The sequence below is a fragment of the Acidovorax sp. Leaf191 genome, from assembly GCF_001424425.1.
Classification (GTDB): domain Bacteria; phylum Pseudomonadota; class Gammaproteobacteria; order Burkholderiales; family Burkholderiaceae_C; genus Acidovorax.
Genome location: NZ_LMPT01000022.1, coordinates 12907 through 38908, shown reverse-complemented (window position 1 = coordinate 38908; position 26002 = coordinate 12907). Strand labels below are relative to the sequence as shown.

General features: G+C 68.6%; 21 protein-coding genes and 1 tRNA gene. 13 read left to right on the top strand and 9 right to left on the bottom strand.

Annotation, left to right across the window (positions count from 1 at the left end):
* Nucleotides 1-84 precede the first annotated feature (84 nt).
* The 5 genes from ASG27_RS22655 (at nucleotide 85) to ASG27_RS22635 (ending at nucleotide 4899) form a co-directional block, all read left to right on the top strand.
* On the top strand, nucleotides 85-1041 hold the full coding sequence (locus ASG27_RS22655) for a 4-hydroxyproline epimerase (protein WP_056421457.1): 957 nt from the start codon (nucleotides 85-87) through the stop codon (nucleotides 1039-1041).
* A 175-nt stretch (nucleotides 1042-1216) separates the two neighbouring features.
* Complete coding sequence (locus tag ASG27_RS22650) at nucleotides 1217-2338, top strand: NAD(P)/FAD-dependent oxidoreductase (RefSeq protein WP_056421458.1); 1122 nt, start codon at nucleotides 1217-1219, stop codon at nucleotides 2336-2338.
* Nucleotides 2335-2613: a 2Fe-2S iron-sulfur cluster-binding protein gene (locus ASG27_RS22645; RefSeq protein WP_056421459.1), complete on the top strand. Its 279-nt coding sequence runs from the start codon at nucleotides 2335-2337 to the stop codon at nucleotides 2611-2613. The genes ASG27_RS22650 and ASG27_RS22645 overlap by 4 nt, the downstream gene beginning before the upstream one ends.
* Nucleotides 2610-4052 carry an NAD(P)/FAD-dependent oxidoreductase gene (locus ASG27_RS22640; RefSeq protein WP_056421460.1) on the top strand — a complete coding sequence of 481 codons (1443 nt, stop codon included), beginning with the start codon at nucleotides 2610-2612 and terminating at the stop codon, nucleotides 4050-4052. The genes ASG27_RS22645 and ASG27_RS22640 overlap by 4 nt, the downstream gene beginning before the upstream one ends.
* Nucleotides 4053-4224: 172 nt before the next feature.
* Nucleotides 4225-4899 carry a GntR family transcriptional regulator gene (locus ASG27_RS22635; protein ID WP_056421461.1) on the top strand — a complete coding sequence of 225 codons (675 nt, stop codon included), beginning with the start codon at nucleotides 4225-4227 and terminating at the stop codon, nucleotides 4897-4899.
* Nucleotides 4900-5072: 173 nt separating this feature from the next.
* Here the strand turns inward: ASG27_RS22635 and ASG27_RS22630 are convergent, their stop codons facing one another.
* Nucleotides 5073-6491, bottom strand: a complete 1419-nt coding sequence (locus tag ASG27_RS22630) for an aminotransferase-like domain-containing protein (RefSeq protein WP_056421462.1) — start codon at nucleotides 6489-6491, stop codon at nucleotides 5073-5075.
* Between the two features lie 200 nt (nucleotides 6492-6691).
* Between ASG27_RS22630 and gabT the strand changes: the two genes are divergently transcribed.
* From gabT to ASG27_RS22600, 6 genes are all read left to right on the top strand, one after another.
* Nucleotides 6692-7984 (top strand): 4-aminobutyrate--2-oxoglutarate transaminase, encoded by a 1293-nt coding sequence (gene gabT / locus ASG27_RS22625; RefSeq protein WP_056421463.1) that lies wholly within the window; start codon nucleotides 6692-6694, stop codon nucleotides 7982-7984.
* A 44-nt stretch (nucleotides 7985-8028) separates the two neighbouring features.
* Nucleotides 8029-9132: an ABC transporter ATP-binding protein gene (locus ASG27_RS22620; RefSeq protein WP_056421499.1), complete on the top strand. Its 1104-nt coding sequence runs from the start codon at nucleotides 8029-8031 to the stop codon at nucleotides 9130-9132.
* A 104-nt stretch (nucleotides 9133-9236) separates the two neighbouring features.
* Nucleotides 9237-10280, top strand: a complete 1044-nt coding sequence (locus tag ASG27_RS22615; protein ID WP_056421464.1) for an ABC transporter substrate-binding protein — start codon at nucleotides 9237-9239, stop codon at nucleotides 10278-10280.
* 46 nt (nucleotides 10281-10326) lie between these two features.
* Nucleotides 10327-11592, top strand: coding sequence for an ABC transporter permease (locus ASG27_RS22610; protein WP_056421465.1), 1266 nt, complete (start codon nucleotides 10327-10329; stop codon nucleotides 11590-11592).
* Between the two features lie 32 nt (nucleotides 11593-11624).
* Nucleotides 11625-12443 carry an ABC transporter permease gene (locus ASG27_RS22605; RefSeq protein WP_056421466.1) on the top strand — a complete coding sequence of 273 codons (819 nt, stop codon included), beginning with the start codon at nucleotides 11625-11627 and terminating at the stop codon, nucleotides 12441-12443.
* 169 nt (nucleotides 12444-12612) lie between these two features.
* Complete coding sequence (locus ASG27_RS22600) at nucleotides 12613-14103, top strand: NAD-dependent succinate-semialdehyde dehydrogenase (RefSeq protein WP_056421467.1); 1491 nt, start codon at nucleotides 12613-12615, stop codon at nucleotides 14101-14103.
* A gap of 107 nt (nucleotides 14104-14210) precedes the next feature.
* On the opposite strand, the gene ASG27_RS22595 is transcribed toward ASG27_RS22600, so the two are convergent.
* The 3 genes from ASG27_RS22595 to ASG27_RS22585 all read right to left on the bottom strand — a co-directional run bounded on the left by ASG27_RS22595 (nucleotide 14211) and on the right by ASG27_RS22585 (nucleotide 17795).
* Entirely contained in the window at nucleotides 14211-15356 is a 1146-nt protein-coding gene (locus ASG27_RS22595; RefSeq protein ID WP_056421468.1) for an ROK family protein, read from the bottom strand.
* A gap of 166 nt (nucleotides 15357-15522) precedes the next feature.
* Nucleotides 15523-16734: a YeeE/YedE family protein gene (locus ASG27_RS22590; RefSeq protein WP_056421469.1), complete on the bottom strand. Its 1212-nt coding sequence runs from the start codon at nucleotides 16732-16734 to the stop codon at nucleotides 15523-15525.
* A gap of 167 nt (nucleotides 16735-16901) precedes the next feature.
* Nucleotides 16902-17795 (bottom strand): sulfurtransferase, encoded by an 894-nt coding sequence (locus tag ASG27_RS22585; protein WP_156370952.1) that lies wholly within the window; start codon nucleotides 17793-17795, stop codon nucleotides 16902-16904.
* 248 nt (nucleotides 17796-18043) lie between these two features.
* Between ASG27_RS22585 and ASG27_RS22580 the strand changes: the two genes are divergently transcribed.
* Nucleotides 18044-18117: transfer RNA gene (locus ASG27_RS22580), tRNA-Gly, on the top strand.
* A gap of 142 nt (nucleotides 18118-18259) precedes the next feature.
* On the opposite strand, the gene ASG27_RS22575 is transcribed toward ASG27_RS22580, so the two are convergent.
* The 4 genes from ASG27_RS22575 to ASG27_RS22560 form a co-directional block, all read right to left on the bottom strand.
* Nucleotides 18260-18658 carry a nucleotidyl transferase AbiEii/AbiGii toxin family protein gene (locus ASG27_RS22575; RefSeq protein ID WP_427244227.1) on the bottom strand — a complete coding sequence of 133 codons (399 nt, stop codon included), beginning with the start codon at nucleotides 18656-18658 and terminating at the stop codon, nucleotides 18260-18262.
* Nucleotides 18655-19260 (bottom strand): type IV toxin-antitoxin system AbiEi family antitoxin domain-containing protein, encoded by a 606-nt coding sequence (locus tag ASG27_RS22570; protein WP_056421471.1) that lies wholly within the window; start codon nucleotides 19258-19260, stop codon nucleotides 18655-18657. The genes ASG27_RS22575 and ASG27_RS22570 overlap by 4 nt, the downstream gene beginning before the upstream one ends.
* 135 nt (nucleotides 19261-19395) lie before the next feature.
* Complete coding sequence (locus ASG27_RS22565) at nucleotides 19396-22086, bottom strand: excinuclease ABC subunit UvrA (RefSeq protein ID WP_056421500.1); 2691 nt, start codon at nucleotides 22084-22086, stop codon at nucleotides 19396-19398.
* 134 nt (nucleotides 22087-22220) lie between these two features.
* Nucleotides 22221-22952 carry an aspartate/glutamate racemase family protein gene (locus tag ASG27_RS22560; protein WP_056421501.1) on the bottom strand — a complete coding sequence of 244 codons (732 nt, stop codon included), beginning with the start codon at nucleotides 22950-22952 and terminating at the stop codon, nucleotides 22221-22223.
* 78 nt (nucleotides 22953-23030) lie between these two features.
* Between ASG27_RS22560 and ASG27_RS22555 the strand changes: the two genes are divergently transcribed.
* The gene (locus ASG27_RS22555; RefSeq protein ID WP_056421472.1) at nucleotides 23031-23855 is read left to right on the top strand and encodes a helix-turn-helix domain-containing protein; all 825 of its coding nucleotides are present in this window, start codon (nucleotides 23031-23033) and stop codon (nucleotides 23853-23855) included.
* A gap of 24 nt (nucleotides 23856-23879) precedes the next feature.
* On the opposite strand, the gene ASG27_RS22550 is transcribed toward ASG27_RS22555, so the two are convergent.
* Complete coding sequence (locus ASG27_RS22550) at nucleotides 23880-25898, bottom strand: methyl-accepting chemotaxis protein (protein WP_056421473.1); 2019 nt, start codon at nucleotides 25896-25898, stop codon at nucleotides 23880-23882.
* Between the last annotated feature and the right edge of the window lie 104 nt (nucleotides 25899-26002).

Here is a 26002-nt window from a genome sequence, read left to right as displayed (position 1 = left end):
GAAAGCACATCCGCATCAGCTGCCGGCGGCGCCTTCCCCCCGAATCGCCCAGACCATCTGCAACGCCCTGAACCACCTCACACCATGAAACGCATCCAGATCCTCGACTCCCACACCGGCGGCGAGCCCACGCGGCTTGTCGTCGGCGGCTTTCCCGACCTGGGTGCGGGCAGCATGGCCGAGCGCCGCGCGCTGCTGGCCAGCCAGCACGATGCATGGCGGGCCGCCACGGTGCTGGAGCCGCGCGGCAACGATGTGATCGTGGGGGCGCTGCTCTGCGCGCCGCAGGACCCTGCCAACGCGGCGGGCGTGATCTTCTTCAACAACACCGGCTACCTCGGCATGTGCGGCCACGGCACCATCGGCCTCGTCGCTTCGCTGGCCTACCTGGGCCGCATTAAGCCGGGCGAGCACCGCATCGAGACGCCCGTGGGCACCGTCACCACCACGCTGCACGATGACGGCTCGGTCAGCGTGCGCAATGTGCCCGCATATCGGCTGCACCACCAGTTGGCCGTCGACGTGCCGGGCTATGGGCGCGTGGTGGGCGACGTGGCCTGGGGCGGCAACTGGTTCTTTCTGGTGGCGGACCACGGCCAGCGCGTGGCCAGCGACAACCTCGACGCCCTGACGGCCTACACCTTCGCAGTCCAGCAGGCATTGAAGGACCAGGGCATCCGCGGCGACAACGGCGGCGAGATCGACCACATCGAACTCTTTGCCGACGACGACCGCACCGATGAACCGGCCGACAGCCGCAACTTCGTGCTGTGCCCCGGCAAGGCCTACGACCGCTCGCCCTGCGGCACCGGCACCAGCGCCAAGGTGGCGTGTCTCGCAGCCGACGGCAAGCTGCAGCCGGGCCAGGTGTGGCGCCAGGCCAGCATCATCGGCAGCGAGTTCGAGGCCAGCTACACGCTGGCCGGTGACGGCAGCGGCGGCAGGGTCATCCCCACCCTGCGCGGCCGTGCCCACATGAGCGCCGAGGCCACGCTGCTCATCGAAGACAACGACCCCTTCGGCTGGGGCATCAAGCTGTGAAGGCCCCCGGTGTCGCTGCGCGCCTTCCACCCAGGGGGACAACGGCCTGTGCTGCAGGGCGGCCGTTGCTGGCCGTCCACGCGCTCGGAGCGCGCCCTGTCCACCGGCAGTTGGCGACACGAAACGGCGTGAACGCCTGCGATCCATCCCTCAGCGCACTGCGTACTTTTCTGCCATGCAGCACACCGATGTCCTCGTGATCGGCGCCGGCATCATCGGCGCGGCCTGCGCGCACGCGCTGGTGCAGGCCGGGCTGTCGGTGCGCATCGTCGACGCGCGCCTGGGCGGCGCCACTGCGGCCGGTATGGGGCACCTGGTGCTGATGGACGACAACCCGGCGGAGCTCGCGCTCAGCCAGGCGTCGCTGAACCTCTGGCACACCTGGGCGCCGCGCATGGATGCCGGCTGCGCCTTCAGCGCCTGCGGCACGCTGTGGCTGGCCGCCAATGACGCCGAGCTGCAGGCCGCACAGGACAAGCGCGCCACGTTGCAGGCCCACGGCGTGGACTGCGAACTGCTGGACGCCGCCGGTCTGGCGCGCGCCGAGCCGGCACTGCGCCCCGGCATGGCCGGTGCGCTGCGCATCGCTGCCGACAGCGTGGTCTACGCCCCACGCGCCGCGCAGTGGCTGCTGGACGACGCCGCCCTGCACGGCGGCCCCGGCCGTCTGTGCATCGAAGAGGCCGAGGTCGTACACATCGACGGCCAGTGCGCCACGCTGCGGGACGGCAGCACGCGCCAGGCGGGCGCCATCGTGCTGGCCAGCGGCATCCACGCCGCCGCGCTGTGCCCCGGCCTGCCCCTGCGCCCCAAGAAGGGCCACCTGCTCATCACCGACCGCTACCCCGGCACCGTGCACCACCAGCTGGTGGAGCTGGGCTACATCACCAGCGCGCACCACAGCGACGGCACGTCGGTGGCCTTCAACGTGCAGCCGCGGCCCACGGGGCAGTTGCTGATCGGCTCGTCGCGCGAGTTCGACACCACCGACCCGGCGGTCAACGACGCCGTGCTGGCGCGCATGCTGCAGCGCGCGCTGGAGTACCTGCCGGGCCTGGCCGACCTGAACGCCATCCGCACCTGGACAGGCTTTCGCGCGGCCACGCCCGATGGCCTGCCCATCATCGGCGCGCACCCGCACCGCCCGCACCTCTGGCTGGCCGTGGGCCACGAGGGGCTGGGCGTGACCACCGCCCCGGCCACGGCGCAGCTGCTGGCTGCGCAGATCACGGGCACCCCGCTGCCGCTTGATGCTGCGCCCTTCGCAGCCCACCGTTTCGCATCGCTGCAGGCATGACCGACCCCGCCACCATCACCCTGTCGCTGGACGGCCATTCCGTGCAGGTGCGCCCCGGCACCACCGTGGCCGCGGCCCTGGCGCAAGCGCAGCCGCCGGGCGCCACGCGCCGCTCGGTGCGCGGCGAGGTGCGCGCCCCGCTGTGCGGCATGGGCATCTGCCACGAATGCCGCGTGCAGATCGACGGCGTGCGCCGCCTGGCCTGCCAGACGCTGTGTCGCGACGGCATGCAGGTGGCCACCGGCTTGCAGACCCCGAACAGCAGCCCACCATGACCACCGCCACTCCCACCGCTACTCCCACCGCATCCCCCGACGCCCCACCGTCCACCTGCGACCTGCTCATCGTGGGCGCAGGCCCTGCCGGGCTGGCCGCCGCGCTGGCGGCTGCGCCCAGCGGCGCACGCATCGTGCTGCTGGACGACAACCCTGCCCCTGGCGGCCAGATCTGGCGCGACGGCCCGGGCGTCACGCTGCCCCCCGCCGCCCGGCAGCAACGCGACGCGCTGGAGCGCCACGCCCATGTGCAGCTGCGCTGCGGCACGCGCGTGGTGGGCCTGGCCGAGCAGACGGCGCGCAGCGCGGGCCTGCATGCGCTGTGGCTCGAAGACGCACAGGGCGGCTGGGTGCAGCACGCCCGCCAGATCATCCTGTGCACCGGCGCGCGCGAACTGCTGCTGCCCTTCCCCGGCTGGACGCTGCCGGGCGTGACCGGCGCGGGTGGCCTGCAGGCGCTCATCAAGGGCGGCCTGCCGGTGGCCGGCCAGCGCATCGTGGTGGCGGGCAGCGGCCCACTGCTGCTGGCGGCTGCGCACACCGCCCGGCAGGCCGGCGCACAGGTCGTCGCCGTGGCCGAACAAGCCCCCTGGACTGCGCTGGCCCGATTCGGTGCCAGCCTGGCGCGCTGGCCGGGCAAGGCTGTACAGGCCGCAGCCTTGCTGCCCGCGGTGTACCGCGCCGGCAGCCATGTGGTGCGTGCCCACGGCGCCCATGGCGCCCACAGCCCACACGGCGCGGTGCAGTCGGTCACGCTCCGCCAGGGCGGGCAGGAGCGCGAGATCGCCTGCGACCGCCTGGCCTGCGGCTTTGGCCTGGTGCCCAACACCGAACTCGGCCAGATGCTCGGCGGGCGCGTGGGCGAGCGCCAGGGCCTGGCGGTCGATGCGGACCAGCGGCTGCTGCGCGGTGGCGCCGCCCACGGCCCCGGCGAACCACACCCCGCCGATGCTGTGCCGGGCCTGCTGGCCGCGGGGGAGTGCACCGGCTTTGGCGGCAGCGAGCGCTCGCGCGCCGAAGGTGCCATTGCCGGCCACATCGCCGTGGGCGACATCGCCGCGGCCCGCGCACTGCACGCCGAGCGCGCCCGCTGGCATGCCTTTGCGGACGCGCTGCACCGGCACTTTGCGCTGCAGCCCGCGCTGCGCCGGCTGGCCGAGCCGGACACGCTGGTGTGCCGCTGCGAAGACGTGCGCTACGCCGACCTTGCCGAGCGCTCCGGCTGGATCGACGCCAAGCTGCACACCCGCTGCGGCATGGGCGCCTGCCAGGGCCGCATCTGCGGCGCAGCCACGCACCACCTGCTGGGGTGGACGCCCGCCCCGCCGCGGCACCTGCTGGCGCCCGTGCGCATCGGCACGCTGGCCGCTGTGGCCGATGTAGCCGATGTAGCCGCAAGCAGCAGCCGTGCCGACGAGGCCCCGCGGCACACCGGTTGACGAGGCGCCACCACGTGGCGGCAGGCCCCCTTTCGCGCCGGCACTGCCACGGCGCAACATCAGTCGCCCCGCGCGCGCACGCGCTGCTTGCCGTGGCGCCCGCGGGGTCATACCCTGAGGCCACTAAGATTCCGCTCCAAACACAACACCTACAACACCGGACACGCCCTCCATGACCACCCGCAGCGCCCCCACCCAGCGAGACCCGGCCCTCAAGCGGCGCGCGGCCGACGTGGCCTACGACGCCATCGAGACCATGATCTCCACGCTGCAACTGCTGCCCGGCTCACCGGTAGTCGAGGCCGAGATCGTGGAACGCACCGGCCTGGGCCGCACCCCCGTGCGCGAGGCGCTGCTGCGCATGGTGTCCATCGGGCTGATTGCGCAGCAGCCCCGGCGCGGGCTGCTGGTGTCGCACATCGACCTGGCGGACCACCTGGACGTGATCCAGACCCGCCGTGTGCTGGAGCGCCTGATCGCCGCCTGCGCCGCCCGCCGCGCCACCGCGCCGCAGCGCCAGGCCATCGTGCTGTGCGCCGAGAAAATGGTGGATGCCGCGGCGCGGGGCCACCTGGACGACTACATGCAGGCCGACCACGCGCTGGACGTGGTCGTGCACCAGGCCTGCCAGAACCATTCCGCCGTCAAAAGCGTGCAGCCGCTCATCGTGCAGTGCCGGCGGTTCTGGTACGCCTACCAGCACGAGGGCGAGGTGTCGGAAGGTGCCCGGGCCCACATGCACCTGGCGCAGGGCATCGCCAGCGGTGACGAGGCGCACGCCGTGGCGGGTGCCGAGCAGTTGCTCGACTACCTGGAGCGGTTTGCGCGGCACATCATCGATCGGTGATGAGAAAGTGCCGATGTCCAGACGGGGCGACGAGCCGACAGGCCGACATGGCACACAGCCGGCGACGCGCGGCAGGAAAAGCTATCATTTTTATAGCTGCCAGCGCTTGACCATCAAGCGGTAGCGGCCAAAAACATTCAAAAGAACAGGCAGGTAGCCCGCGCTGCCCGCCCCTAGTCGCCCGCCTGCTGCCCGGCCGCGATGCGCTGCTCCAGAAAGCGCCACAGGCGCTCGTCCTGGCTGAACGACACGTTGAAGCGCAGCCAGCCCGTGGGGCGTGGCTCTACCAGGAACAGCTGGCCGGGGCCGAGCATGATGCCCGCGCCCGTGGCTTCCTTCGACAGCTCCGCGCTGTCGGGCAGGTCGGGGTGCCGCGCCCACAGGTACATGCCGGCCTCGGGCTCGTGGAACAGCTCGAAGCCCAGGCTCAGCAAACGCCGCCCCACGCTGCGGTGCGCCTCGGCCAAACGCTCGCGCAAGGACTTCAGGTGCTTGCGCCAGCGGCCGTCGGTGACCACGCCGAAGGTCACGCGCTCGGTGATCTCGGACGAGGTCAGGCCCGAGATCATCTTGATCTGCACCAGCTCGTCCAGCAGGTCGCGCCGCGCGGCCACATAGCCCGTGCGCAGGTTGGGCGAAATGGTCTTGGAAAAACTCCCGATGTAGATCACGCGGTTGAGCTGGTCCAGGCTCGCCAGCGACGGGCGCACGCCCGTGTCCATGTCGGCATAGATGTCGTTTTCGACCAGCAGGAATCCGTGCTGCTCGGCCAGTTGCAGCAGCCGGTGCAGGTGCGCCACCGACGCCACCGAACACGTGGGGCTTTGCAGCCGTGGCTGGGTGAAGTAGGCCGTGGGTTTGTGCTCGGCCAGCAGCGCCTCCAGCGCCGGCAGGTCGTAGCCGGTCGCGGTGCGCGGCACGCCCACCAGTTGCGCACCTGCAAAGCGCAGCATGAACAGCAGGTTGGGGTAGCCCGGGTCGTCCACCAGCACCACGTCGCCGGCCTTCACGATACGCCGCGCGATCAGGTCCAGCGCCTGGCTGGAGCCCTGCGTGAGCAGCACCTGGTCCGCATCCACTGCCAGGTGGTGCTCGGCCAGCGACTCGGCCACCACCATGCGCAGCGCCATGTGGCCATGCGGCAGGCCGTAGCCGTCGAGCTCCGGCCCGTCGGCCGACAGCTGGCGCATGCTGCGCCGCACCGCGTCGCCGAACAGCCAGTCGTGCGGCAGCCAGCCGCAGCCGGGTTTCATCGGCAGGTTTCGGTTTTCAAAAATTTGTTTGAGGTACCAGCGTGCATCGAAACGGGGCACCGGCCGCGCCAGTGCCCCAGCGCTGGGCGCGGCACCGTCGTTGTCGCGCCGCTTCACGAAGAAGCCCGCATTCGCCCGCGAGACCAGCCAGCCCTGCGCGACCAGGCGGTCGTAGGCCTCGACCACGGTGAACACGCTCACGCCGTGGGCGGCCGCGAAGGCGCGGATGGAGGGGAGCTTGCTGCCTGGCTTGAGCACCTGCCCCGTGATGAGCCCCCGCAGGCCGTCGACGATTTGGCTGACCAGGGGGGTCTGGAGATCCGGGCTGAGAGTGAGCATCAAGAGGGCCAAAAAGGGGGCGAATTGTGCACCGTCCTGGCGCACACCAGATCAGGGATTGCCTGTACAGGATTCTAGACCTGCACAGTGCGCGCCCGGCAGCGCTGCGGTGTACATGGACGGTCCGCGGCGCGGCTTCCAGAATTCGCCGCATTCCTTCCTTCATCCATTCATTGCCTCGTTCACACCACGCCACCGCCATGCAGCAAGACCGCCACTTCACCAACGCCGCCCTCCTCGCCCGCCGCCATGCCGCCGTGGCACGGGGCGTGGGCCAGGCCCACGAACTCTTCGTCCAGAAGGCCCGCAACGCCGAGCTGTGGGACGTGGAAGGCCGCCGCTTCATCGACTTCGCCGGCGGCATCGCGGTGCTCAACACCGGCCACCTGCATGCGGGCGTGATCGACGCCGTGAAGGCACAGCTGGATCTGTACACCCACACCTGCTTCCAGGTCGTGGCGTACGAGCCCTACGTGGAAGTGGCGGAGCGCCTGAACACGCTGGCCCCCGGTGCCTTCCCCAAGAAAAGCCTGCTCCTGACCACCGGCGCCGAAGCGGTGGAGAACGCCGTGAAGATCGCCCGCGCCTACACCCAGCGCCCCGGCGTCATCGCCTTCACGGGCGGCTACCACGGCCGCACCAACCTCACGCTGGGCCTCACCGGCAAGGTCGTGCCGTACAAGACGGGCTTCGGGCCCTTCCCCGGCGAGGTGTACCACGCCCTGTTCCCCAACGCGCTGCACGGCGTGGGCGTGGAGCAGGCGCTGCAGTCGGTGGAGCTGATCTTCAAGAACGACGTGGAGCCCGAGCGCGTGGCGGCGTTCATCGTGGAGCCGGTGCAGGGCGAAGGCGGCTTCTACGTGGCGCCGCCCGAGTTCATCGCCGGCCTGAAGGCGCTGGCCGACCGCCACGGCATCCTGCTCATTGCCGACGAAGTACAGACCGGCGCGGGCCGCACCGGCACCTGGTTTGCGTGCGAGCAGTGGCCCGTGGCGCCGGACCTCATCACCACCGCCAAGTCTCTGGCGGGCGGCTTTCCGCTAGCCGGCGTGGTGGGCCGGGCCGACGTGATGGACGCCCCCGCCCCCGGCGGCCTGGGCGGCACCTATGCCGGCAGCCCCGTGGCCTGCGCCGCGGCGCTGGCCGTGATCGAGGCGTTCGACAAAGAACAGCTCCTGGCCCGCAGCCAGGACATGGGCGCGCTGCTGGTGCGCAGCCTCAAGGACCTGGCGGCCAAGGTGCCAGCCATCGGCGATGTGCGCGGCCTGGGCGCCATGGTCGCCATCGAGCTGTTCGAAGCCGGGGACGTGCACCGCCCCGACGCAGCACTGACGAAGAAGGTGGTGGCCGAGGCCGCGCGGCGCGGGCTCATCCTGCTGTCGTGCGGCACCTACGGCAATGTGATCCGCATCCTGGTGCCGCTCACCGCCTCCAACGAACTGCTGGACGAAGGCCTGGCCATCCTGGCCGCCAGCTTCGCCGCCGTGGGCTGAGCCCCGGATTTTCATCTGCCCGCATTCAACCCATGGCCACCACGATGACCCCTGCAGAACCCCTGGTCCGCTTCAGCGGCGTGCAAAAGACCTACGACGGCGAACAGCTGGTCGTGCGCGCGCTGGACCTGGACATCGAGCGCGGCGAGTTCCTGAGCCTGCTGGGGCCCTCGGGCTCGGGCAAGACCACCACGCTGATGATGCTGGCGGGGTTCGAGTCACCCACGGCCGGCGACATCCTGCTGGACGGCAAGCAGATCACCCGCACCCCGCCGCACAAGCGCAACTTCGGCATGGTGTTCCAGAACTACGCGCTGTTCCCGCACCTCACGGTGGGCGAGAACGTGGCCTACCCGCTCACGGTGCGCAAGGTGCCCAAGGCCGAGCAGGCCACGCGCGTGAAGAAAGCGCTGGACATGGTGCGCCTGGCGGGCATGGCCGACCGCCTGCCCACGCGCCTGTCGGGCGGGCAGCAACAACGCGTGGCCCTGGCCCGCGCGCTGGTGTTCAACCCCGAGCTGGTGCTGATGGACGAACCTCTGGGCGCGCTGGACAAGCAGCTGCGCGAGCACATGCAGATCGAGCTGAAAGAGCTGCACCGCCAGCTGGGCGTGACCTTTGTCTACGTCACGCACGACCAGGGCGAGGCGCTGACGATGAGCGACCGCGTGGCCGTGTTCAACGAAGGCGTGATCCAGCAGCTGGCCGATGTGGAAACGCTGTACGAGGCGCCGTCCAACCGCTTCGTGGCCGGTTTCGTGGGCGACAGCACGGTGCTGACCGGCACGCTGCACGGCGCGGGCGGCGACGATGCCGCCATCCAGCTGCCCGGCGGCCATCTGCTGCCGGGCCGGAACGTGAACCACAGCGCACGCGGCGCCCGCGTGCAGGCCTGCGTGCGGCCCGAGCGCATCGTGCTGCACCCGCACACCGCCTACCCCAAGGTGTCGGCCGTGCCGGCCACGGTGGCCCGCACCATCTACCACGGCGACCACCTGCGCCTCATCTGCGACATGGGCCACGGCCAGGAGCAGGCCACCGTCAAGCGCGCGCTGGCCCAGGTGTCCGACGCCTTCCCGCCGCCACAGCCCGGCGATGCCGTGCTGCTGGAGTTTCCGCCCGAGGCCACGCGCATCTACGCGGCCTGAGCCGCAGGCCGGCCATCCACCACCACCCGTTTCGTTTCTGTTCTCGATTCCCGTCCCGTTCGCCGTCCCCCTTTCCCCTCTCACCACCCAAGGAAAACTGCACCATGAAAAACAAGAGCCTGATCGCCCTCGCATCCCTGGCCGCCTGCCTGGCACTGCCCGGCCTTGCGCAGCAGCCATCCACGCCGCTGACCGTCGTGAACTTCGGCGGCGCCAATGCCAACGCCCAGAAGAAGGCGTTCTACGAACCCTATGAAAAGGCCGGCAACAAGATCGTCGCCGTGGAATACAACGGCGAGCAGGCCAAGGTCAAGGCCATGGTGGAGGCCAAGAAGGTCACCTGGGACGTGGTCGAGGTCGAATCGCCCGACGCCGCGCGCGGCTGCGACGAGGGCCTGTACGAAAAGCTCGACTACAGCAAGATCGTGGACAAGTCGGTGCTGCTGCCCGCCGCCGTGAACGAATGCGCCGTGGGCATCTTCGTGTGGTCCACCGTCATGGCCTACAACGGCGACAAGCTCAAGACCGCCCCCACGAGCTGGGCCGACTTCTGGGACACCAAGAAGATCCCCGGCAAGCGCGGCATGCGCAAGGGCGCGCGCTACAACCTCGAATTCGCACTGCTGGCCGACGGCGTCAAGCCCGCCGACGTCTACAAGGTGCTGGCCACCAAGGACGGCGCCGACCGCGCCTTCAAGAAGCTGACCGAGCTCAAGCCCCACATCCAGTGGTGGGAAGCCGGCGCCCAGGCGCCGCAGTTCCTGGTGGCCGGCGACGTGGTGCTGACCACCGTGTTCAACGGCCGCATCGACGCAGCCAACCGCGAAGGCCGCAACCTCAAGATCTACTGGCCCGGCGGCATCTACGACCTGGACTACTGGGCCATCCCCAAGGGCACGCCCAACAAGGATGCGGCGGTGAAGTTCATTGCCTTCACCCTGCAGACCGCCAACCAGGCCGCCTACGCGCAGAACATCGCCTACGGCCCGGCCAACACCACGGCCCTGGCCAAGCTGGACAAGAAGGTGCTGGACGACCTGCCCACGTCGGCCGCCAACGCCAAGGAGGCCCTGCAGTTCGGCGTGGCCTTCTGGTCGGACCAGGGCGAGGCACTGGAAAAGCGCTTCGCCGCCTGGGCCACGCAGTAAATCGATCGCCACGCAACGAACGCCCCAGCGCAAACAAAGCTCTGCCATGCACGCTACTGCTGCCGCCGCCCCACTCGCCACTACCCCCAGCGCGCCGCCCGCGGGCACCCTGCGCCAGGCCCTGTCGCGCGCCGAGGCGCGGCGCAAGTGGCGGGCCTTCGCCCTCACGCTGCCGCTGCTGGTGTTCTTGCTGCTCACGCTGCTGGTGCCCATTGCGGCGCTGCTGCAGCGCGGGGTGGAAAACCCCGAGGTGGCCAATGCCCTGCCCACCACCGTGCAGGCGCTGCATGGCTGGGACCGGCAAGCGGCCCCCGGGCCCGCCGCCTACGCCGCGCTGATGAGCGACCTGGCGCGGTTGCCCGACAGCTCGGACGCAGGCGCGCTGGCGCGCCGGCTCAATTCGGACATGCCGGGTGCGCGGTCGCTGGTGATGGGCGCCTTCCGTGCGCTGCCGATGCAGGGCACGCCCGATGCGGTGCGCGAACAGCTCATCGCCAAGGACCCGCGCTGGGGCGAGCCGCTGCTGTGGCGCGCCATCGCCAAGAACGGCGCACGCTGGACGCCGGACTACCTGCTCGCCTCCGTCGACCTGCAGCGCGACGCGCTGGGCCACATCGAACGCATGCCCGAGGAGCAGCGCGCGTTCGGCGGCATCCTGCTGCGCACCTTCCACATCAGCCTGGTGGTCACGCTGGTCTGCCTGCTGCTGGGCTACCCGCTGGCCTGGTGGCTGGCCCAACTGCCGGCGCGCCAGGCCAACGTGCTGATGATCCTGGTGCTGGTGCCGTTCTGGACGTCCATCCTCGTGCGGGTGGCGGCGTGGATCGTGCTGCTGCAGTCCGAAGGGCTGGTCAACCGCGGACTGATGGGCCTGGGCATCATCGAGCAGCCACTGGCGCTGCTTTTCAACCGCACGGGGGTGGTGATCGCCATGGTGCACATCCTGCTGCCTTTCATGATCCTGCCGCTGTACAGCGTGATGAAAAGCGTGCCGCCCACCTACCTGCGCGCGGCCGTGTCGCTGGGCAGCGCGCCGCTGGCCGCGTTCTTTCGGGTGTACGTGCCGCAGACCTACCCGGGCATCGGCGCCGGGGTGCTGCTGGTGTTCATCCTGGCCATCGGCTACTACGTCACGCCCGCGCTGCTGGGCGGCGCGGACGACCAGATGCTCAGCTACTACATCGCCCGCTACACCAACGTGGAGGTGAACTGGGGCATGGCCTGTGCGCTGGGCGCCCTGCTGCTGGCCGCCACGCTGGTGCTGTATGGCGTCTACCGACGGTTCGGCAAGGCCGAATTGAGCCTGGGATGACCTTCACCTTCTGACGCAGAAAGCCGCTGATCATGCTTCGCCTTCCTCCATTTCCTCTCTACGCCACGCTGGCCGACAAGCTCGGCTGGTGGGCCGTGCGCGTGCTGTGCGTGGCGGTGCTGGTGTTCCTGCTGGCGCCCATCCTCGTGATGGTGCCGCTGTCGTTCTCCGAGAGTTCGTTCCTCGCCTACCCCATCCACGGCTGGTCGCTCAAGTGGTACCGGCACCTGTTCGAGTCACCCGAATGGGCACGGGCCACGCGCAACAGCTTCATCGTGGCGCCGGCGGCCACGCTGGTGGCCACGGTGCTGGGCACGCTGGCGGCGGTGGGCCTGTCGCGGGCGGACTTCCGCTTCAAGGGCCTGCTCATGGGCATCCTGATCGCGCCCATGGTGGTGCCCATCATCGTGGTGGGCGTGGCCACCTACCTGTACTTTGCGCCGCTGGGCCTGGCCGACAGCTATGCGGGCCTGATCATCGTGCACGCGGCGCTCGGCGCACCGTTCGTGCTGACCACCGTGCTGGCCACGCTGGCCGGCTTCAACCACAACCTGGTGCGCGCGTCACTCAGCCTGGGCGAGACGCCGCTCAACACCTTCTTTCGCATCACGCTGCCGGTGATCGCGCCGGGCGTGATCTCGGGAGCGCTGTTCGCTTTTGCCACATCGTTCGACGAGGTGGTGGTCACGCTCTTCCTGGCCGGCGCCGAGCAGGCCACGCTGCCGCGCCAGATGTTCACCGGCATCCGCGAGAACATCTCGCCCACCATCGCGGCCGTGGCCACGCTGCTCATCCTGTTCACCACTGGCCTGCTGCTGGTGCTGGAGTGGCTGCGGGGGCGGCGCGCGTGACTGGCATCCTCTGCTTCAACGCACCGTTGCCATTGCCACATTGGTGACAACCGCGACACCGCCCCGTGCTAGCCTTTGCCGATGCCATCGGTGGCTGCGGCGGGCGGCACCGCCCCCTGTAGATCACGACATCCTTCACCCCCCCCTTCACTCTTCCCGGAACACTCCCATGGACTTGAAGACCTCCCCCCTCGCCCAGCTCAACGACCCCACCTTGCTCAAGACCGACGGCCTCATCGACGGCCAGTGGGTGGCGGGCAGCAGCCGCTTCGACGTGAACGACCCTGCCACGGGCCTCAAGCTTGCCGACGTGGCCAACCTGGGTGCCACCGACGCCGAGGCGGCGATTGCCGCCGCCAACAAGGCCTGGGGCCCCTGGAAGCGCAAGACCGCCAAGGAGCGCAGCATCATCCTGCGCAAGTGGTTCGACCTGCTCATGGCGAACCAGGACGACCTGGGCCGCCTCATGACCGCCGAGCAAGGCAAGCCGCTCGCCGAGGCCAAGGGCGAAGTCGCCTATGGCGCGAGCTTTGTGGAATGGTTCGCCGAAGAGGCCAAGCGCGTGAACGGCGAGGTGCTGCCGCAGTTCGACAACAGCCGCCGCCTGCTGGTGCTCAAGCAGCCCATCGGCGTGTGCGCCGCGATCACGCCCTGGAACTTTCCGCTGGCCATGATCACCCGCAAGGTCGCGCCCGCGCTGGCCGCAGGCTGCCCCGTGGTCATCAAGCCGGCCGAGCTCACGCCACTGACTGCCCTGGCCGCGGCCGAGCTGGCCATCCGCGCGGGCATTCCGCCAGGCGTGTTCAACATCCTGCCCGCCGACAGCGACAACTCCATTGCCATCGGCAAGGTGCTGTGCGCGAGCGACGTGGTGCGCCACATCAGCTTCACCGGCAGCACGGAGGTGGGCCGCATCCTGATGGCGCAGTCCGCCCCCACGGTCAAGAAGATGTCGCTGGAGCTGGGTGGCAACGCGCCCTTCATCGTGTTCGACGATGCCGACATCGACAGCGCGGTCGAAGGCGCCTTCGCCAGCAAGTACCGCAACGCCGGCCAGACCTGCGTCTGCACCAACCGCTTTTACGTGCAGGAAGGCGTGTACGACGAGTTCGTGGCCAAGTTCGCGGCCAAGGTCAAAACCGCCAAGGTGGGCAACGGCTTCGAGGCCGGCGTGAACCAGGGCCCGCTGATCGAGGAAGCCGCGCTCGTGAAGGTGCAGCGCCACGTTCAGGATGCGCTGGCCAAGGGCGGCAAGGTGGTGGCCGGCGGCCAGCGCCTGCAAAGCCTGGGTTCGGGCCAGTTCTTCGAGCCCACCGTGGTGGCCGACGCCACGCCCGACATGCTGTGTGCACGCGAAGAGACCTTCGGCCCGTTTGCGCCGGTCTTCAAGTTCAAGACCGAGCAGGAGGCCATCGACGCCGCCAACAACACCGAGTTCGGCCTGGCCAGCTACTTCTACAGCCGCGACGTGAGCCGCATCTTCCGCGTGGGCGAGGCGCTGGAGTACGGCATGGTGGGCGTCAACGTGGGCCTGCTGGCCACCGAGCATGTGCCGTTCGGCGGCGTCAAGCAGTCCGGCCTGGGCCGTGAGGGCTCGCACCACGGCATGGACGACTACGTGGAGATCAAGTACCTGTGCCTGGGGGACATCCAGCAGTAACGCCGGCCGCGTCAGCGTAGGGCCGTGTGCCCTGCGCCGATCACTATCATTTCGATAGCTACTGCCGCTTGCGCACCGCGCGCGAGCGGCATTTCTTATTCAAATTTTCACTCATCACCGACCGGTGACCGGTTGGTGTAGCTTGCATTGCCCAGCCCCGTGCCCACGGTCAGCACCGCCCAGCGCCTCACGTCCTGCGTGAAGGGCAGTTGCGACAGGCCCTGCACCACCGCATCGTTGTGCAGGCACACCTGGGTGCGGCCGTGGCCGATGGTGGGCAGGCGTTCGCACAGGTCGCGCGGCAGGTGAAAGCGGGTGCTCTCCCAGTTGCCGGGCAGGTTCTGCGTGCCCCCGGCGATGGAGCCGTCTTCCACGATCAGGCCGGGGCAGGCCACGCCGATGTAGGGTGCGAGCGCGATCTTCTTTTTCTCGGCATGGGCGATCAGGTCTTCCAGCCGCTCGGCGATGCCTTCGACCAGTTCATCGCGCCGCGGGCTGTCGTCCTTGTGCGTCCATTTTTCGCGGCGCACCACCTCGGCCAGCGACATGTCGGGCGCGCGGTGCAGGTGGGTCTGCACGATGCCGCAGCGCACGTTGGTGCCACCGATGTCCACCGCCAGGATCGCGTCGTAGCTTTGCAGCAGCGCCGGTGGCGCCAGGTGCACCCAGCCGATCAGGCCGCCCTCGTCGGCGTGGTGGTGCAGCGTGTGCAGCTCCACCGGGGTCTTGTCGGCCTTGAGGATGTCGCGCACCCGGTCGATGGCGCGGCTGCCGAACTCGCTCTGGTGAAAGCCCCCGCCCAGGATGACGCGCTCCACATCGCGCCAGGTGGGCTGCTTCATGAAGCGCTGCACCACGCCGGCCAGCTGCAGTGCATAGTCTTCGGCGGCCTGCTCCAGGGCGTGCGCCGCGTCGTCGTTCTTGTCGGCCAGCTTGTCCAGCTGTTTCTTGGAGAAGTCGCGCGTGGCCTTGCTGCCGAAGGGGTCCTTGCCTGACATGGAGGTGACGAGCTTTCGCCAGGCATCGAGCATGTGGCGAAACGCGGTACCGCTGGCCACGTCGCCCACGAAGCCGTCGCTCTCGCGGTCGCGCAGCTCCAGGCTATAGCCGTTGATGATGACGGACGCCAGCCTCATGTCGCCGTGCGGGCCGAGGATGCCCAGCTCGCGCTGGGCCTTGGAGTCCTTGTCGTCCTGTTTTTCGCTCCCCTTGCCGGTGCGGGGTTCCTTGCCGTCAGTGTCCTTCGAAGCCATTCATGCCCTCTCGCGGTGGGCCCTCACGCGGGGCCGAGCAGGCATCGTGCCGCAGTGACCGGTATTCGCGCGTCAGCCAACGCCGTGACCGCGCACGGGACCGCAGGCCGCAATGGCCCTAGGAAGGCCATGGACTTAGGCCCTGAGAGGCCCTGGGCGAACAGGCTCAACGCGCGCCAAAGCCCCGCTGCCGGACCACGCGCCGGCCCCACAGCCCCGCCCACACCGCAAAGAACACCGCAGCGCCAAACACCCAGCCCGACAGCGCCCCCGCCATGCCGCCCGACAGCAAGGTGCCGATGGTGCAGCCCAGGCCCGTCATCGCACCCCACCCCAGCAGCACCCCGCCCGACAGGCCCCGCGCCGCATCGCGCCAGGTGGGCCAGCGCGGCGCGAACTGGCGGCTGGCCAGCGCCGCCACGAAGGCCCCGGCCACCAGCCCCGCCAGCAGCAGCGCATTGGGCGTGAGCCAGGTGGACGGCGGCAGCGTGGCGCAGCCCGCAAAGCCGTCGAGCCCGTCTAGCCGGTCCGGTATCCACCCCTGCCCTTGCGCCCATTGCCGTGCCGCACCGCCCAGCGTGGCCGTCACGCCCAGGGGCCGCATGCGCACGATGGCGAACGCACCGATCAGGCCCACGGCAAGCCCGCCCACCCAGTAGTGCCAGCGCCCCGTCCAAAGGCTGCGCCACACCTCGCGCAACGGAGGGACTCTGCCGGCACGTTCCCCGCCAGCCTCACGCGCAAAGCCGCGCCACAGCCACGCGGCGACCAGCGCGAGCACGCCCAGCTGCACCAGCAAGGCGCCGCCGTACCCCAGGTGCGCCGGCAGCCACACCACCGGCGCATCGGCCACGCTGGCGCTGTACAGGCCGGTCCAGGACTTGAAGCCAAGGATGAACCCAAGCACCGACCCCACCAACGCGAACGGAGACACCACGGACCCCTCGGCCAGCCGGTACCAGTGCGCACTGATGCACGAGCCCGACACCACCATGCCCGCGCCGAACGACAGCCCCGCCGCCAGCAGCACCCAGCTCACCGGGCCGATGTGCATGTCCGGCGGCAGCTTGCCGGGCTGCGGCACGGGCAGCCAGCTGCCCAGCACCACGGTGTAGCCCAACAGGCCCACAGCCAACGCCAGCACGATGGCGAGCATGCCTCGCGGGTTGCGGTCTTCGAACCAGTCGCGTGCGTGGCAGTAAAAGCAAAAGCGCGATCGCTGCAGCACGATGCCCAGCACCGCACCGCAGGCCAGTGCAAACACCAGGGTGCGCCCGCCCGCCTGGCCCTGCAGCCACTGAGCGACGGCGATCAGAGCGGCCAGCAGGGTCAAGGCCAGCCATGCTGTCGCAGAGGGAAATCGGAATGAAAAGCTCATAGATTGATGGATGGATCAGTGGGGCCGTTGAGACGACGTGGACAGATGCCGCACAGCGCGAAGTCCCAGGCAGAAAAAAAGCCCGCACGAAGCGGGCTGTAAAAGAGACCCCCTACCAAAAGCCGTGACTTTCGCTGTCTCTCGCTCGTCGCTTCAATCCGTCCACCTCACTTGGCCGCCCACACGGTGCCGGCCGGGTTGTTGATGGGCACGCCGACCGAATTGCCATATTCCGTCCAGGAGCCGTCGTAGTTCTTCACGTTGTAGCCCAGGATCTTGGACAGCGCGAACCAAGTGTGGCTGGAGCGCTCGCCGATGCGGCAGTACGTGATGATGGGCCGGCTGCCGTCCACGCCCGCGTTGGCGTAGAGCTTCTTGAGCTCGTCGGCAGACTTGAAGGTGCCGTCTTCCTTCACCGCCTGGCCCCAGGGCACGTTGGCCGCGCCGGGGATGTGGCCGGCGCGGATGCTCAGCTCCGGCACGCCGGCCGGCGCAAAGATCTTGCCGCTGTATTCGTCGGCCGAGCGGATGTCCACCAGCTTCGCGTTGGTCTTGCCCTCGGCAGCGGCCAGCGCGTCCGACAAGCGGGCCCGCAACTGCGTGTTGACTGCGCCCACCTTGTAGCTGGTGGCCGCGAACTCGGGCACGCGGTTGTTGAGCGGCTGGTTCTCGGCCTCCCACTTCTTGCGGCCCCCGTCGAGCAGCTTGACGTTCTTCACGCCGTAGATGTCGAACACCCACGCGCCCCAGGCGGCAAACCAGTTGTTGGTGTCGCCGTACAGCACCACGGTGGTGTCGGGCGAGACGCCCGCCTTGGACAGCAGGGCCTCGAAGCCCTCCTTGCTCACGATGTCGCGGCGCACGCGGTCGTTCAGGTCCTGGTGCCACGAGAAGTTGACGGCGCCGGGCACGTGGCCCCGCTCGTACAGGCCCGGGTTCACGCTCACCTCGACAATGCGCACCTGCTGGTTGTCCAGGTTCTGCGCCAGCCATTCGGTGCTGACCAACGGGCCGGCAGGGATGGGCGTGGCAGCCAGCACAGCCCCGCCCCATACCACCATGCTGCCCGCCACACAGGTGCGAAGCCAGGCGCTCCAGGTGGAACGTGTCGAAGGGTTGCGTGGGGCGGTCATGGGCGTCCTTTCCAAGTCTGTGAAGAGAACCTGCGCCGTGTGCAGCAGGTGAAAGGAATTTAGGGCGCACAGCCCATCGGCCCAACCAACAAGATCGGCTATGAATATGCGTTTTGCGCGCTTGGCGCAACCCGAGGCCGGGGCCTGCACGGATGCTGCCTATAATCGCAGCCGTCGCGGGTGTAGTTCAATGGTAGAACGGCAGCTTCCCAAGCTTCATACGAGGGTTCGATTCCCTTCACCCGCTCCAAACACAACCAGCTGCGGGCGCTCAGTCCCCTTGAGCAATCACAGTGCTATTCATGGTGCTGCTCTCTTCAGTGCTGGCACCAAAGTCTCTCGCAACCTCGCCACGATGGCAGTGAGCGGTTGCGGATCGAGATCGTTCTTCTTCAACGCGCCTTTGCCAGTTCGCCCGCAATGACCACCCGAACACCGCCGTAGCCTGTGTCCTTGCGGATTTCTTCGACCGCGACTGAGGCCGGATCGAACACGATGCCATCGTCCACAGTGACCGCAGCGATCTCGCGGAAAACCCGTGCGACAGACTCCAGATCGCTTGCACCGAAGCCCAGCAAGTCGGCATCACGGGTAGCCCGGTGCGGCATGTCGTACCAAAGCGTGAACAGCAGCGCGCCCTTCAACACAAAGCGATCCGCGTGCTTCGATCGCGTCAGGCGGTAGAGAATGCGCTCCAGCGCGAAACGCACCAACACCTGATTGAAGTCCGAGTTCTGCGTCTTGGCGATGTTGAGCAAACGGGCACGAACCGACGCCGCGATATCACTCATTCCAGGGCCTCCAGGTAGGGACGCATCACGTTGGCGACGCGGCACAGCTTTGCATAGCGCCAGAGGTCGTCCGCCGTGGCTCGGCGCTTGCTACGTACTTCCCTCAGTGCCTCCAGCGCCACATCCAGTCCGATCTTGTTGCGGTGCTTGAAGCAGTCGGCCACGGTCTTCGCCACGCAGTACACACGCAGATTCACACCGTCGCGCTCGACATTTTCGATACCCTCCAGGTAGACATCGCCCGTCATCTGCACCATTTTGATGGGGGGGTACTCGATGCGCGGAACGTGGCTGCCGCGCGGCATGGCGATCCAGACCTGCCGTGGAAGTTGGGTAGTCAGTTCATGGAATTGGAGTGCGGTCAGCAGGCAGAAAACGCCTTGCGGTACTTTGGTCGCGACCGCCGCGAGGCCTTCGTGCTCGGACCCCGAGTGGCTGGGCAGACGGTAAAGGCCTCGCCCCACCTTGTCGAGCAGGCCCGCAGCGGTCAAGCGCGTCAGGACGATGCGCGGTGCCTCGATAGCGACCAGATCGCTGGCGCGTAGCAGCCCCTTCTGTTGGGCCAGATCAAGGACGCGCTGGGAGTGGCTGTCAGCAAGCATGGCGGAAATTTGTTCCTTTTATTCGTCTTATACAGTATTTCAACGAAAAAAAGAAACACCCCATCTAAGGCCACCGAGGCATGCCGTTGGTAGCCATCAAGTGGCATCAGCGTCCCTGACCATGCGACATTCAAATCATCCCAAAGCCCTGGCCAGATAAGGTGCCGTCCGGCTGACCGCGTTCGACGCCACGGCCTGGGGAGTCCCCTGCGCCACGATGTGCCCGCCCTCGTCACCCGCACCGGGGCCCAGGTCGATCACCCAGTCGCAGGCGGCCACCACGCGCATCTCGTGCTCCACCAGGACGACCGTGTTGCCCGCTTCGACCAGGCCATCGAGCTGCGCGAGCAGGCGGTCCACGTCGGCCGGGTGCAGCCCGGTGGTGGGCTCGTCGAGCACGTACAGCGTTCCGCCGCGCTGCTGCTGGCGCTGCAGCTCCGTGGCCAGCTTGATGCGTTGCGCCTCGCCTCCGCTGAGTTCGGTGGCGGGCTGGCCCAGGCGCAGGTAGCCGAGGCCAATGTCGCGCAGCACGGCCAGGGGGCGCAGCACCTGCGGTTCTTGCGCAAACACGTCGCACGCCGCATCGACCGTGAGGCCCAGGACATCGGCGATGGACAGGCCGTTCCACAGGATCTCCAGCGTGGCGGCGTTGTACCGGGCGCCATGGCACGCCGGGCATGGGGCGTACACGCTGGGCATGAAGAGCAGTTCCACGCTCACGAAGCCCTCGCCCTCGCAGGTCTCGCAGCGCCCCTTGGCGACATTGAAGGAAAACCGCCCAGCGTCGTAGCGGCGCTTGCGCGCAGACGGTGTGGCTGCAAAAAGTTTGCGCACGGTGTCGAACAGGCCCGTGTAGGTCGCCAGGTTCGAGCGCGGCGTGCGTCCGATGGGCTTTTGGTCCACCTGCACCAGGCGTTTGATGCCCTCGCCGCCAGCGGCCAGGCGACCTGTTGCGGCTGTGGCGGCCATGGCGGTTGCCAGCGGGATGGAGCCAAAGCCTGCGCCTTCTCCAGCCGATGCGTCGGCAGCATCGCCGTCCGGGTCTGCCACCACCGGGCGCCCCAGGCGCGCAGACACCAGCTCCAGCAGGGCCTGGCTCACGAGGCTGGATTTTCCGCAGCCCGATACCCCCGTCACCGCCGTCATGCACTGCAGGGGGAAAGCCACATCCAGGTCTTGCAGGTTGTTGCGCGTGATGCCTTCCAGCTGCAACCAGCCCTGGGCCTGGCGCGGTGCGTGTACCGGGGCAGCGCCTCCGCCAAGACCTGCATGGCCGTCGCCAAACAGGTAGCGCCGGGTTTGCGACCGCTCGATCTTCGCCAAGCCGGCGGGCGGGCCGCTGTAGAGCACCTCGCCGCCGCCTTCGCCAGCGGCCGGGCCCACGTCCACCAGCCAGTCGGCGCGCTGCATGGTGGCCACGTCGTGCTCGACCACGAACAGCGAGTTGCCGGCGGCTTTGAGGTTTTGCAAGGCCGACAGCAGTGCCTCGCCGTCCGCAGGGTGCAGGCCGGCCGAGGGCTCGTCCAGCACGTAGACCACGCCGAACAGGTGGGACGACAGCTGCGACGCCAGCCGCAGCCGCTGCAGCTCGCCCGGCGACAGCGTGGGGGTGGACCGGTCCAGCGACAGGTAGCCCAGGCCGAGGTCGATCAGCGCCAGCACCCGCCGGTGCACCTCTGCAGCCAGGCGCTGCGCAGCCATCACTTTCTCTTCAGACAGCCAGTGCGTGCGGTGCACGTCGGGTGCCGCCGCGTGCGCATCGCCAGAGGCAGCCTGCTTTTTGCGTGCGCGGGTGGCGCGGCCGCTCAGCTCTGGCTCTCCCTCGCCCAACCTGCCTTCTGCGGCGGGCCGGAGCAGGTCGGCCAGCGCCTTGAGCGGCAGCTGTGCCAGCGCGGCGATGTCGTGACCGGCGAAGGTGACCGACAGCGCCTCGGTCTTGAGCCGCTTGCCATGGCACACCGGGCACAGCGTGCCCACCATGTACTGCGCCACCCGCTTTTTCATCAGCGCGCTCTGGCTGTGGGCGAAGGTGTGCATCACGTAGCGGCGCGCCCCGGTGAAGGTGCCCATGTAGCTGGGGGTGAGCTTGCGGCGGATCGCATCCTTGACTTCGGCCACGCTGAAGCCTGCGTACACCGGCACGGTGGGCTGCTCGTCGGTGAAGAGGATCCAGTGGCGCAGCTTCTTGGGCAGGTCGCGCCACGGCGTGTCCACGTCGTGGCCCAGGGTGGTCAGGATGTCGCGCAGGTTCTGCCCCTGCCACGCGGTGGGCCAGGCGGCCACGGCACGTTCGCGGATGGTCAGCGAATCGTCGGGCACCATCGATTGCTCGGTCACCTCGTACACGCGCCCCTGTCCATGGCAATGCGGGCAGGCGCCCTGCGGCGTGTTGGGCGAAAAGTCTTCCGCATACAGCATGGGCTGGCCTGCGGGGTAGCGGCCGGCGCGCGAGTACAGCATGCGCAGCGGGGTCGATATGCCGGTGACGCTGCCCACGGACGACCGCGTGCTGGGCGTGCCGCGCTGCTGCTGCAGCGCCACGGCGGGGGGCAGGCCCTCGATGCTGTCGACCTGCGGCACGCCGGCCTGCACGATCAGGCGGCGTGCGTAGGGCGCGACGGACTCCAGGTAGCGTCTCTGCGCCTCGGCGAACAGGGTGCCAAAGGCCAGCGACGACTTGCCCGAGCCTGACACGCCCGTGAACACCACGAGCGCATCGCGCGGGATGTCCACATCCACATCCTTGAGGTTGTGCTCGCGGGCTCCGCGCACGCGCACCATGCCGCGAGCAGAAGGGTCCGTTGCAATGGGCGAGGATTTGGGCATGGGGCGCTGCAGCACGAGGCTGTGGAAGGTGAATGAACCTCGGATCATTGCCTACGACACAGCCTCTTCGTGCAGGCATTCGCCGCATCTTCATGTGATGGGCACCCGGCCCCTGTGCGGATGGCGGTGATGGATCAGCGGCCCCCGAGCGCAAAGTCCACCGCCGCCTGCGAATGCAGGCGCGTGGTGTCCAGCACGGGCAGCACGCTGTCCTGCGGCTGGATGAGGAGCGTGATCTCGGTGCAGCCCAGCACCACGGCCTGCGCACCGCGCTGCGCCAGCGACTCGATGATGCGCTGGTAGGTCTTGCGGGATGCATCGCGGACCACGCCCGTGCAGAGCTCTTCGTAGATGATGCGGTGCACTTCGGCGCGGTCCGGCTCGTCCGGCACCAGCACCTGCAGGCCGTGGTCACGCGCCAGGCGATCGCGCATGAAGGGCTGCTCCATCGTGAAGCGCGTGCCCAGCAGGCCCAGCACTTGCGCCCCGGTGCGTGTGGCCTCGCGCCCCACCGGGTCGGCGATGTGCAAGAAGGGAATGGGCACCGCCGCCACGATACGGTCTGCCACCTTGTGCATGGTGTTGGTACACAGCACCACGCAGTCCGCGCCGCCGCGGTGCAAACGCCTGGCGGCGTCCTCCAGCATGCCGGCCAGGTCGTCCCAGCGGCCTGCGTGTTGCGCCTGCTCGATGGGCCCGAAGTCGACGCTGAACATCAGCAGGCTGGCCGAGCGCAGCGGCCCCAGGCGGCTGCGCACTTCCTGGTTGATGAGTTTGTAGTATTCGGCGCTGGATTCCCAGCTCATGCCGCCGATGAGGCCGATGGTGCGGGGGCTCTCGCTGCCCTGGTGTGCGGGGGTGTTCATGCCGGCAGTGTCCACGGGCATGTGGCGGGCGTATATCATGGAATTTCAGCCGCGCCACCCTGGCGCCCCGTCTCCGAGATGCCAGACCACCCCCTCTTTGTGGATGCCACCGCCCTGCAGGACCTGCAGGTGGCGCTGCTCAGCCGCAGGCCGTACAGCGCCAGCGACCCGGTGCGCACGCATTCCGTGGGCATGGCGCTGGAGCGCCAACGGGGCGTGCACGCGATCGGCTCCGACCGTCGGGAGGACTTCGACACCTGGCCCGGCACGCTGGCCTACACACCGCCCGGCGTGGATGTTTTTTCCGAGTCCGCGACGGGCGGCGAATACCTGGTGGTGCGCTGGAGTGGCGGCGGCATGGAGCCTGCCAGGCACTTGGGCGGCACGCAGCGCCGCGTTCACTGGATGGGCCATGCGCAGGCCTTAGCGGCAGCCCGGCATCTGCGCCGCCTTGCGCTGGCGCCCGCACCCGACGCGCTGGCCATCGAACAGGCGGCCTGGGGCTTTGTGGGTTGGGCAGGCCTGAGCGAGACCGCCAGCCACGCAACGCACGCCGACCGGCCGCTGCGCCCGCTCTACGCGCGTGTGCTGGACCGCATCGCCAGCGACTACGCCCAGCCCTTGACGATTGCGCAACTGGCGCTGGCCGAGGGCAAATCGCCGCTGCGTTTCCTGCGTGAATTCACGCGGCTCGTGGGTATGACGCCCCATGCCTTCATCGTCGAGACGCGCGTGCAGGCCGCCCGCGCCTTGCTGCGGCGCGGCACCGAGCCGCTGGCGTCCATCGCACTGGACTGCGGCTTCACCCACCTGTCGCACATGGGGACGGCGTTTCGCAAGGTGCTGGGGCAAACGCCCGGGCAATACGCGGCAGCCTCAAAGGCCACCGCCGTGCGGGGTTGACCCCGGGGTGGGGTCGGGCGCCGCTCAGCGCTGCGCCGGCGCGGACGACGGCAGCGACAGCGATGGCGAGCCGCCCGCATGCCCTGCCCCGCCCAGATTGAACTGCGCCACCGCCGACACCATGTGCTGCGCCTGCGTGCGCAGGCTGCTGGCGGCAGCGGCCATTTCTTCGACCAGGGCGGCGTTCTGCTGCGTGGTCTGGTCCAGCTGGGTCACCGCCTCGCCCACCTGCCCCACGCCCGCGGTCTGCTCGCGGCTGGCAGAGCTGATCTCGGCCACCATGTCGGCCACGCGGCGGATGGCGCCGACCACCTCCTGCATGGTGGTGCCCGCCTGGTCGGCCAGGGCAGAGCCCTGCTGCACCATGGCGCTGCTGGCGCCGATCAGTTCCTTGATCGACTTGGCCTCCGCCGCGGTGCGCTGGGCCAGGTTGCGCACTTCGGCAGCCACCACCGCAAAGCCCCGGCCCTGGTCACCGGCGCTGGCGGCTTCCACGGCGGCGTTCAGCGCCAGGATGTTGGTCTGGAAGGCGATGCCATCGATCACGCCGATGATGTCGCTGATGCGGTTGCTGCTGGCATGGATGTCCTGCATGGTGGACACCACTTGCGAGACGACCTCGCCGCCGCGCGTGGCCACCTGGCTGGCGCCCACCGCGAGCTGGTTGGCCTGGCTCGCGTTGTCTGCGTTGTGCCGGATGGTGGCGCCCAGCTGCTCCATGCTGGCGGCGGTCTGCTCCAGCGAGCTGGCCTGGCTTTCGGTGCGACCCGACAAGTCCTGGTTGCCCTGGGCGATTTCGGTGCTGGCGGCGGAGACACTGTCGGCGCTGGTGCGCACGGTGCTCAGGCTCTCGACCAGGCGCCGGCGAAAGCCCTCCATGGCCTCGGCCAGCGTACCGATCTCGTCGCGCGAGCGCACCGACACCGCATGCGACAAGTCGCCCTGGGCCAGGTAGCCCAGCGCGGTGCTCAGTTGCTGCACCGGAGCGCCCACCAGGCGCCGCGTGACGAACACCAGCACCACCGTGAGCAGCGCCAGCGCCACCAGCACACCCAGCCACAGCCAGGTGAGCACGGTGCGCGCCTCCTGCATCATTTCGGACAGCGGCGCTTCGGCCACGATGCCCAGGTTCCAGGGCTTGTAGCGCTCCACCGCCACGAAGCGCTGCGCGGTGTCGCCTGCGCCAGTGCGCCGGGGCGACCAGCTGGATTCGAACGAACCGGTCTGCTCGATGCCCTCGAGCGACGCCAGCCAGGCCTTGGCATCGCCGTCTTTCTCGTCGAGCTTGACCGGCGCACCTGCCAGGCCGAACACATTGCCCCGCGATGGCCCCGCCGCCAGGCTGACCGAGTAGACCGCGCCGGTGGCGTAGAGCTTTTGCCCGGCCATCACGGCATTGAGTTTGGCCAGGATGGGGCCCATGTCCGAGCCGGTGAACAAGATCCCGATGGTGCGGTTGCCGTCGCGGATGGGCTCGTACACCGTCATGTAGTCGCGGCCGAACAGGTTGGCGCGGCCGATGTAGGTCTTGCCTTCATTCATCAGCGCGTAGGCAGGGTGCTTGCGGTCCAGCAGCGTCTTGTAGGCGCGGTCTCCGTCCTGCTTCTTGAGCGAGGTCGTGACGCGGATGAAGTCGTCGCCCGAGCGCGCGAAGATGGTGGCCACGCCGCCCATGCTGTCCTTGGTGAATTTGTCCACCGCCTGGAAGTCGCCGTTCAAGGGTGCGCCTTCCAACGAGAGCACCGCTTCGGGCTTGCCGTCGGCGCCCGGTGTTTCGCTCACTTCGAATTTGCCCGAGAGGCTGGACTTGAACAGTCCGAAATCGCGCTTGGCCTGCTCTTGCGCCGTTTCATCGAACGACTGCACCAGCGTGCGCACCTGGGCCGCGTACTGCACGCCGTCGTCGCGCGACAGCCGCCCGAAATCCTTCCACAAGAGCACGCTGACAAAGCCCATGGTCACCAGCAACACCACGAGCAGGCTGAGCAAGGCTGTGAGCGACAGCTTGAAAGCCACGGAATGGCGAATGTCTGATGAAATCATCTTGTGCTTTTCTGTAATTTATGCAGTGATGTGCGTCTTGGTCGCTAAAAGTACCGCATCTACTGCTAATTACAAAACCACGCACGTGCAATGGCCATTGCAGA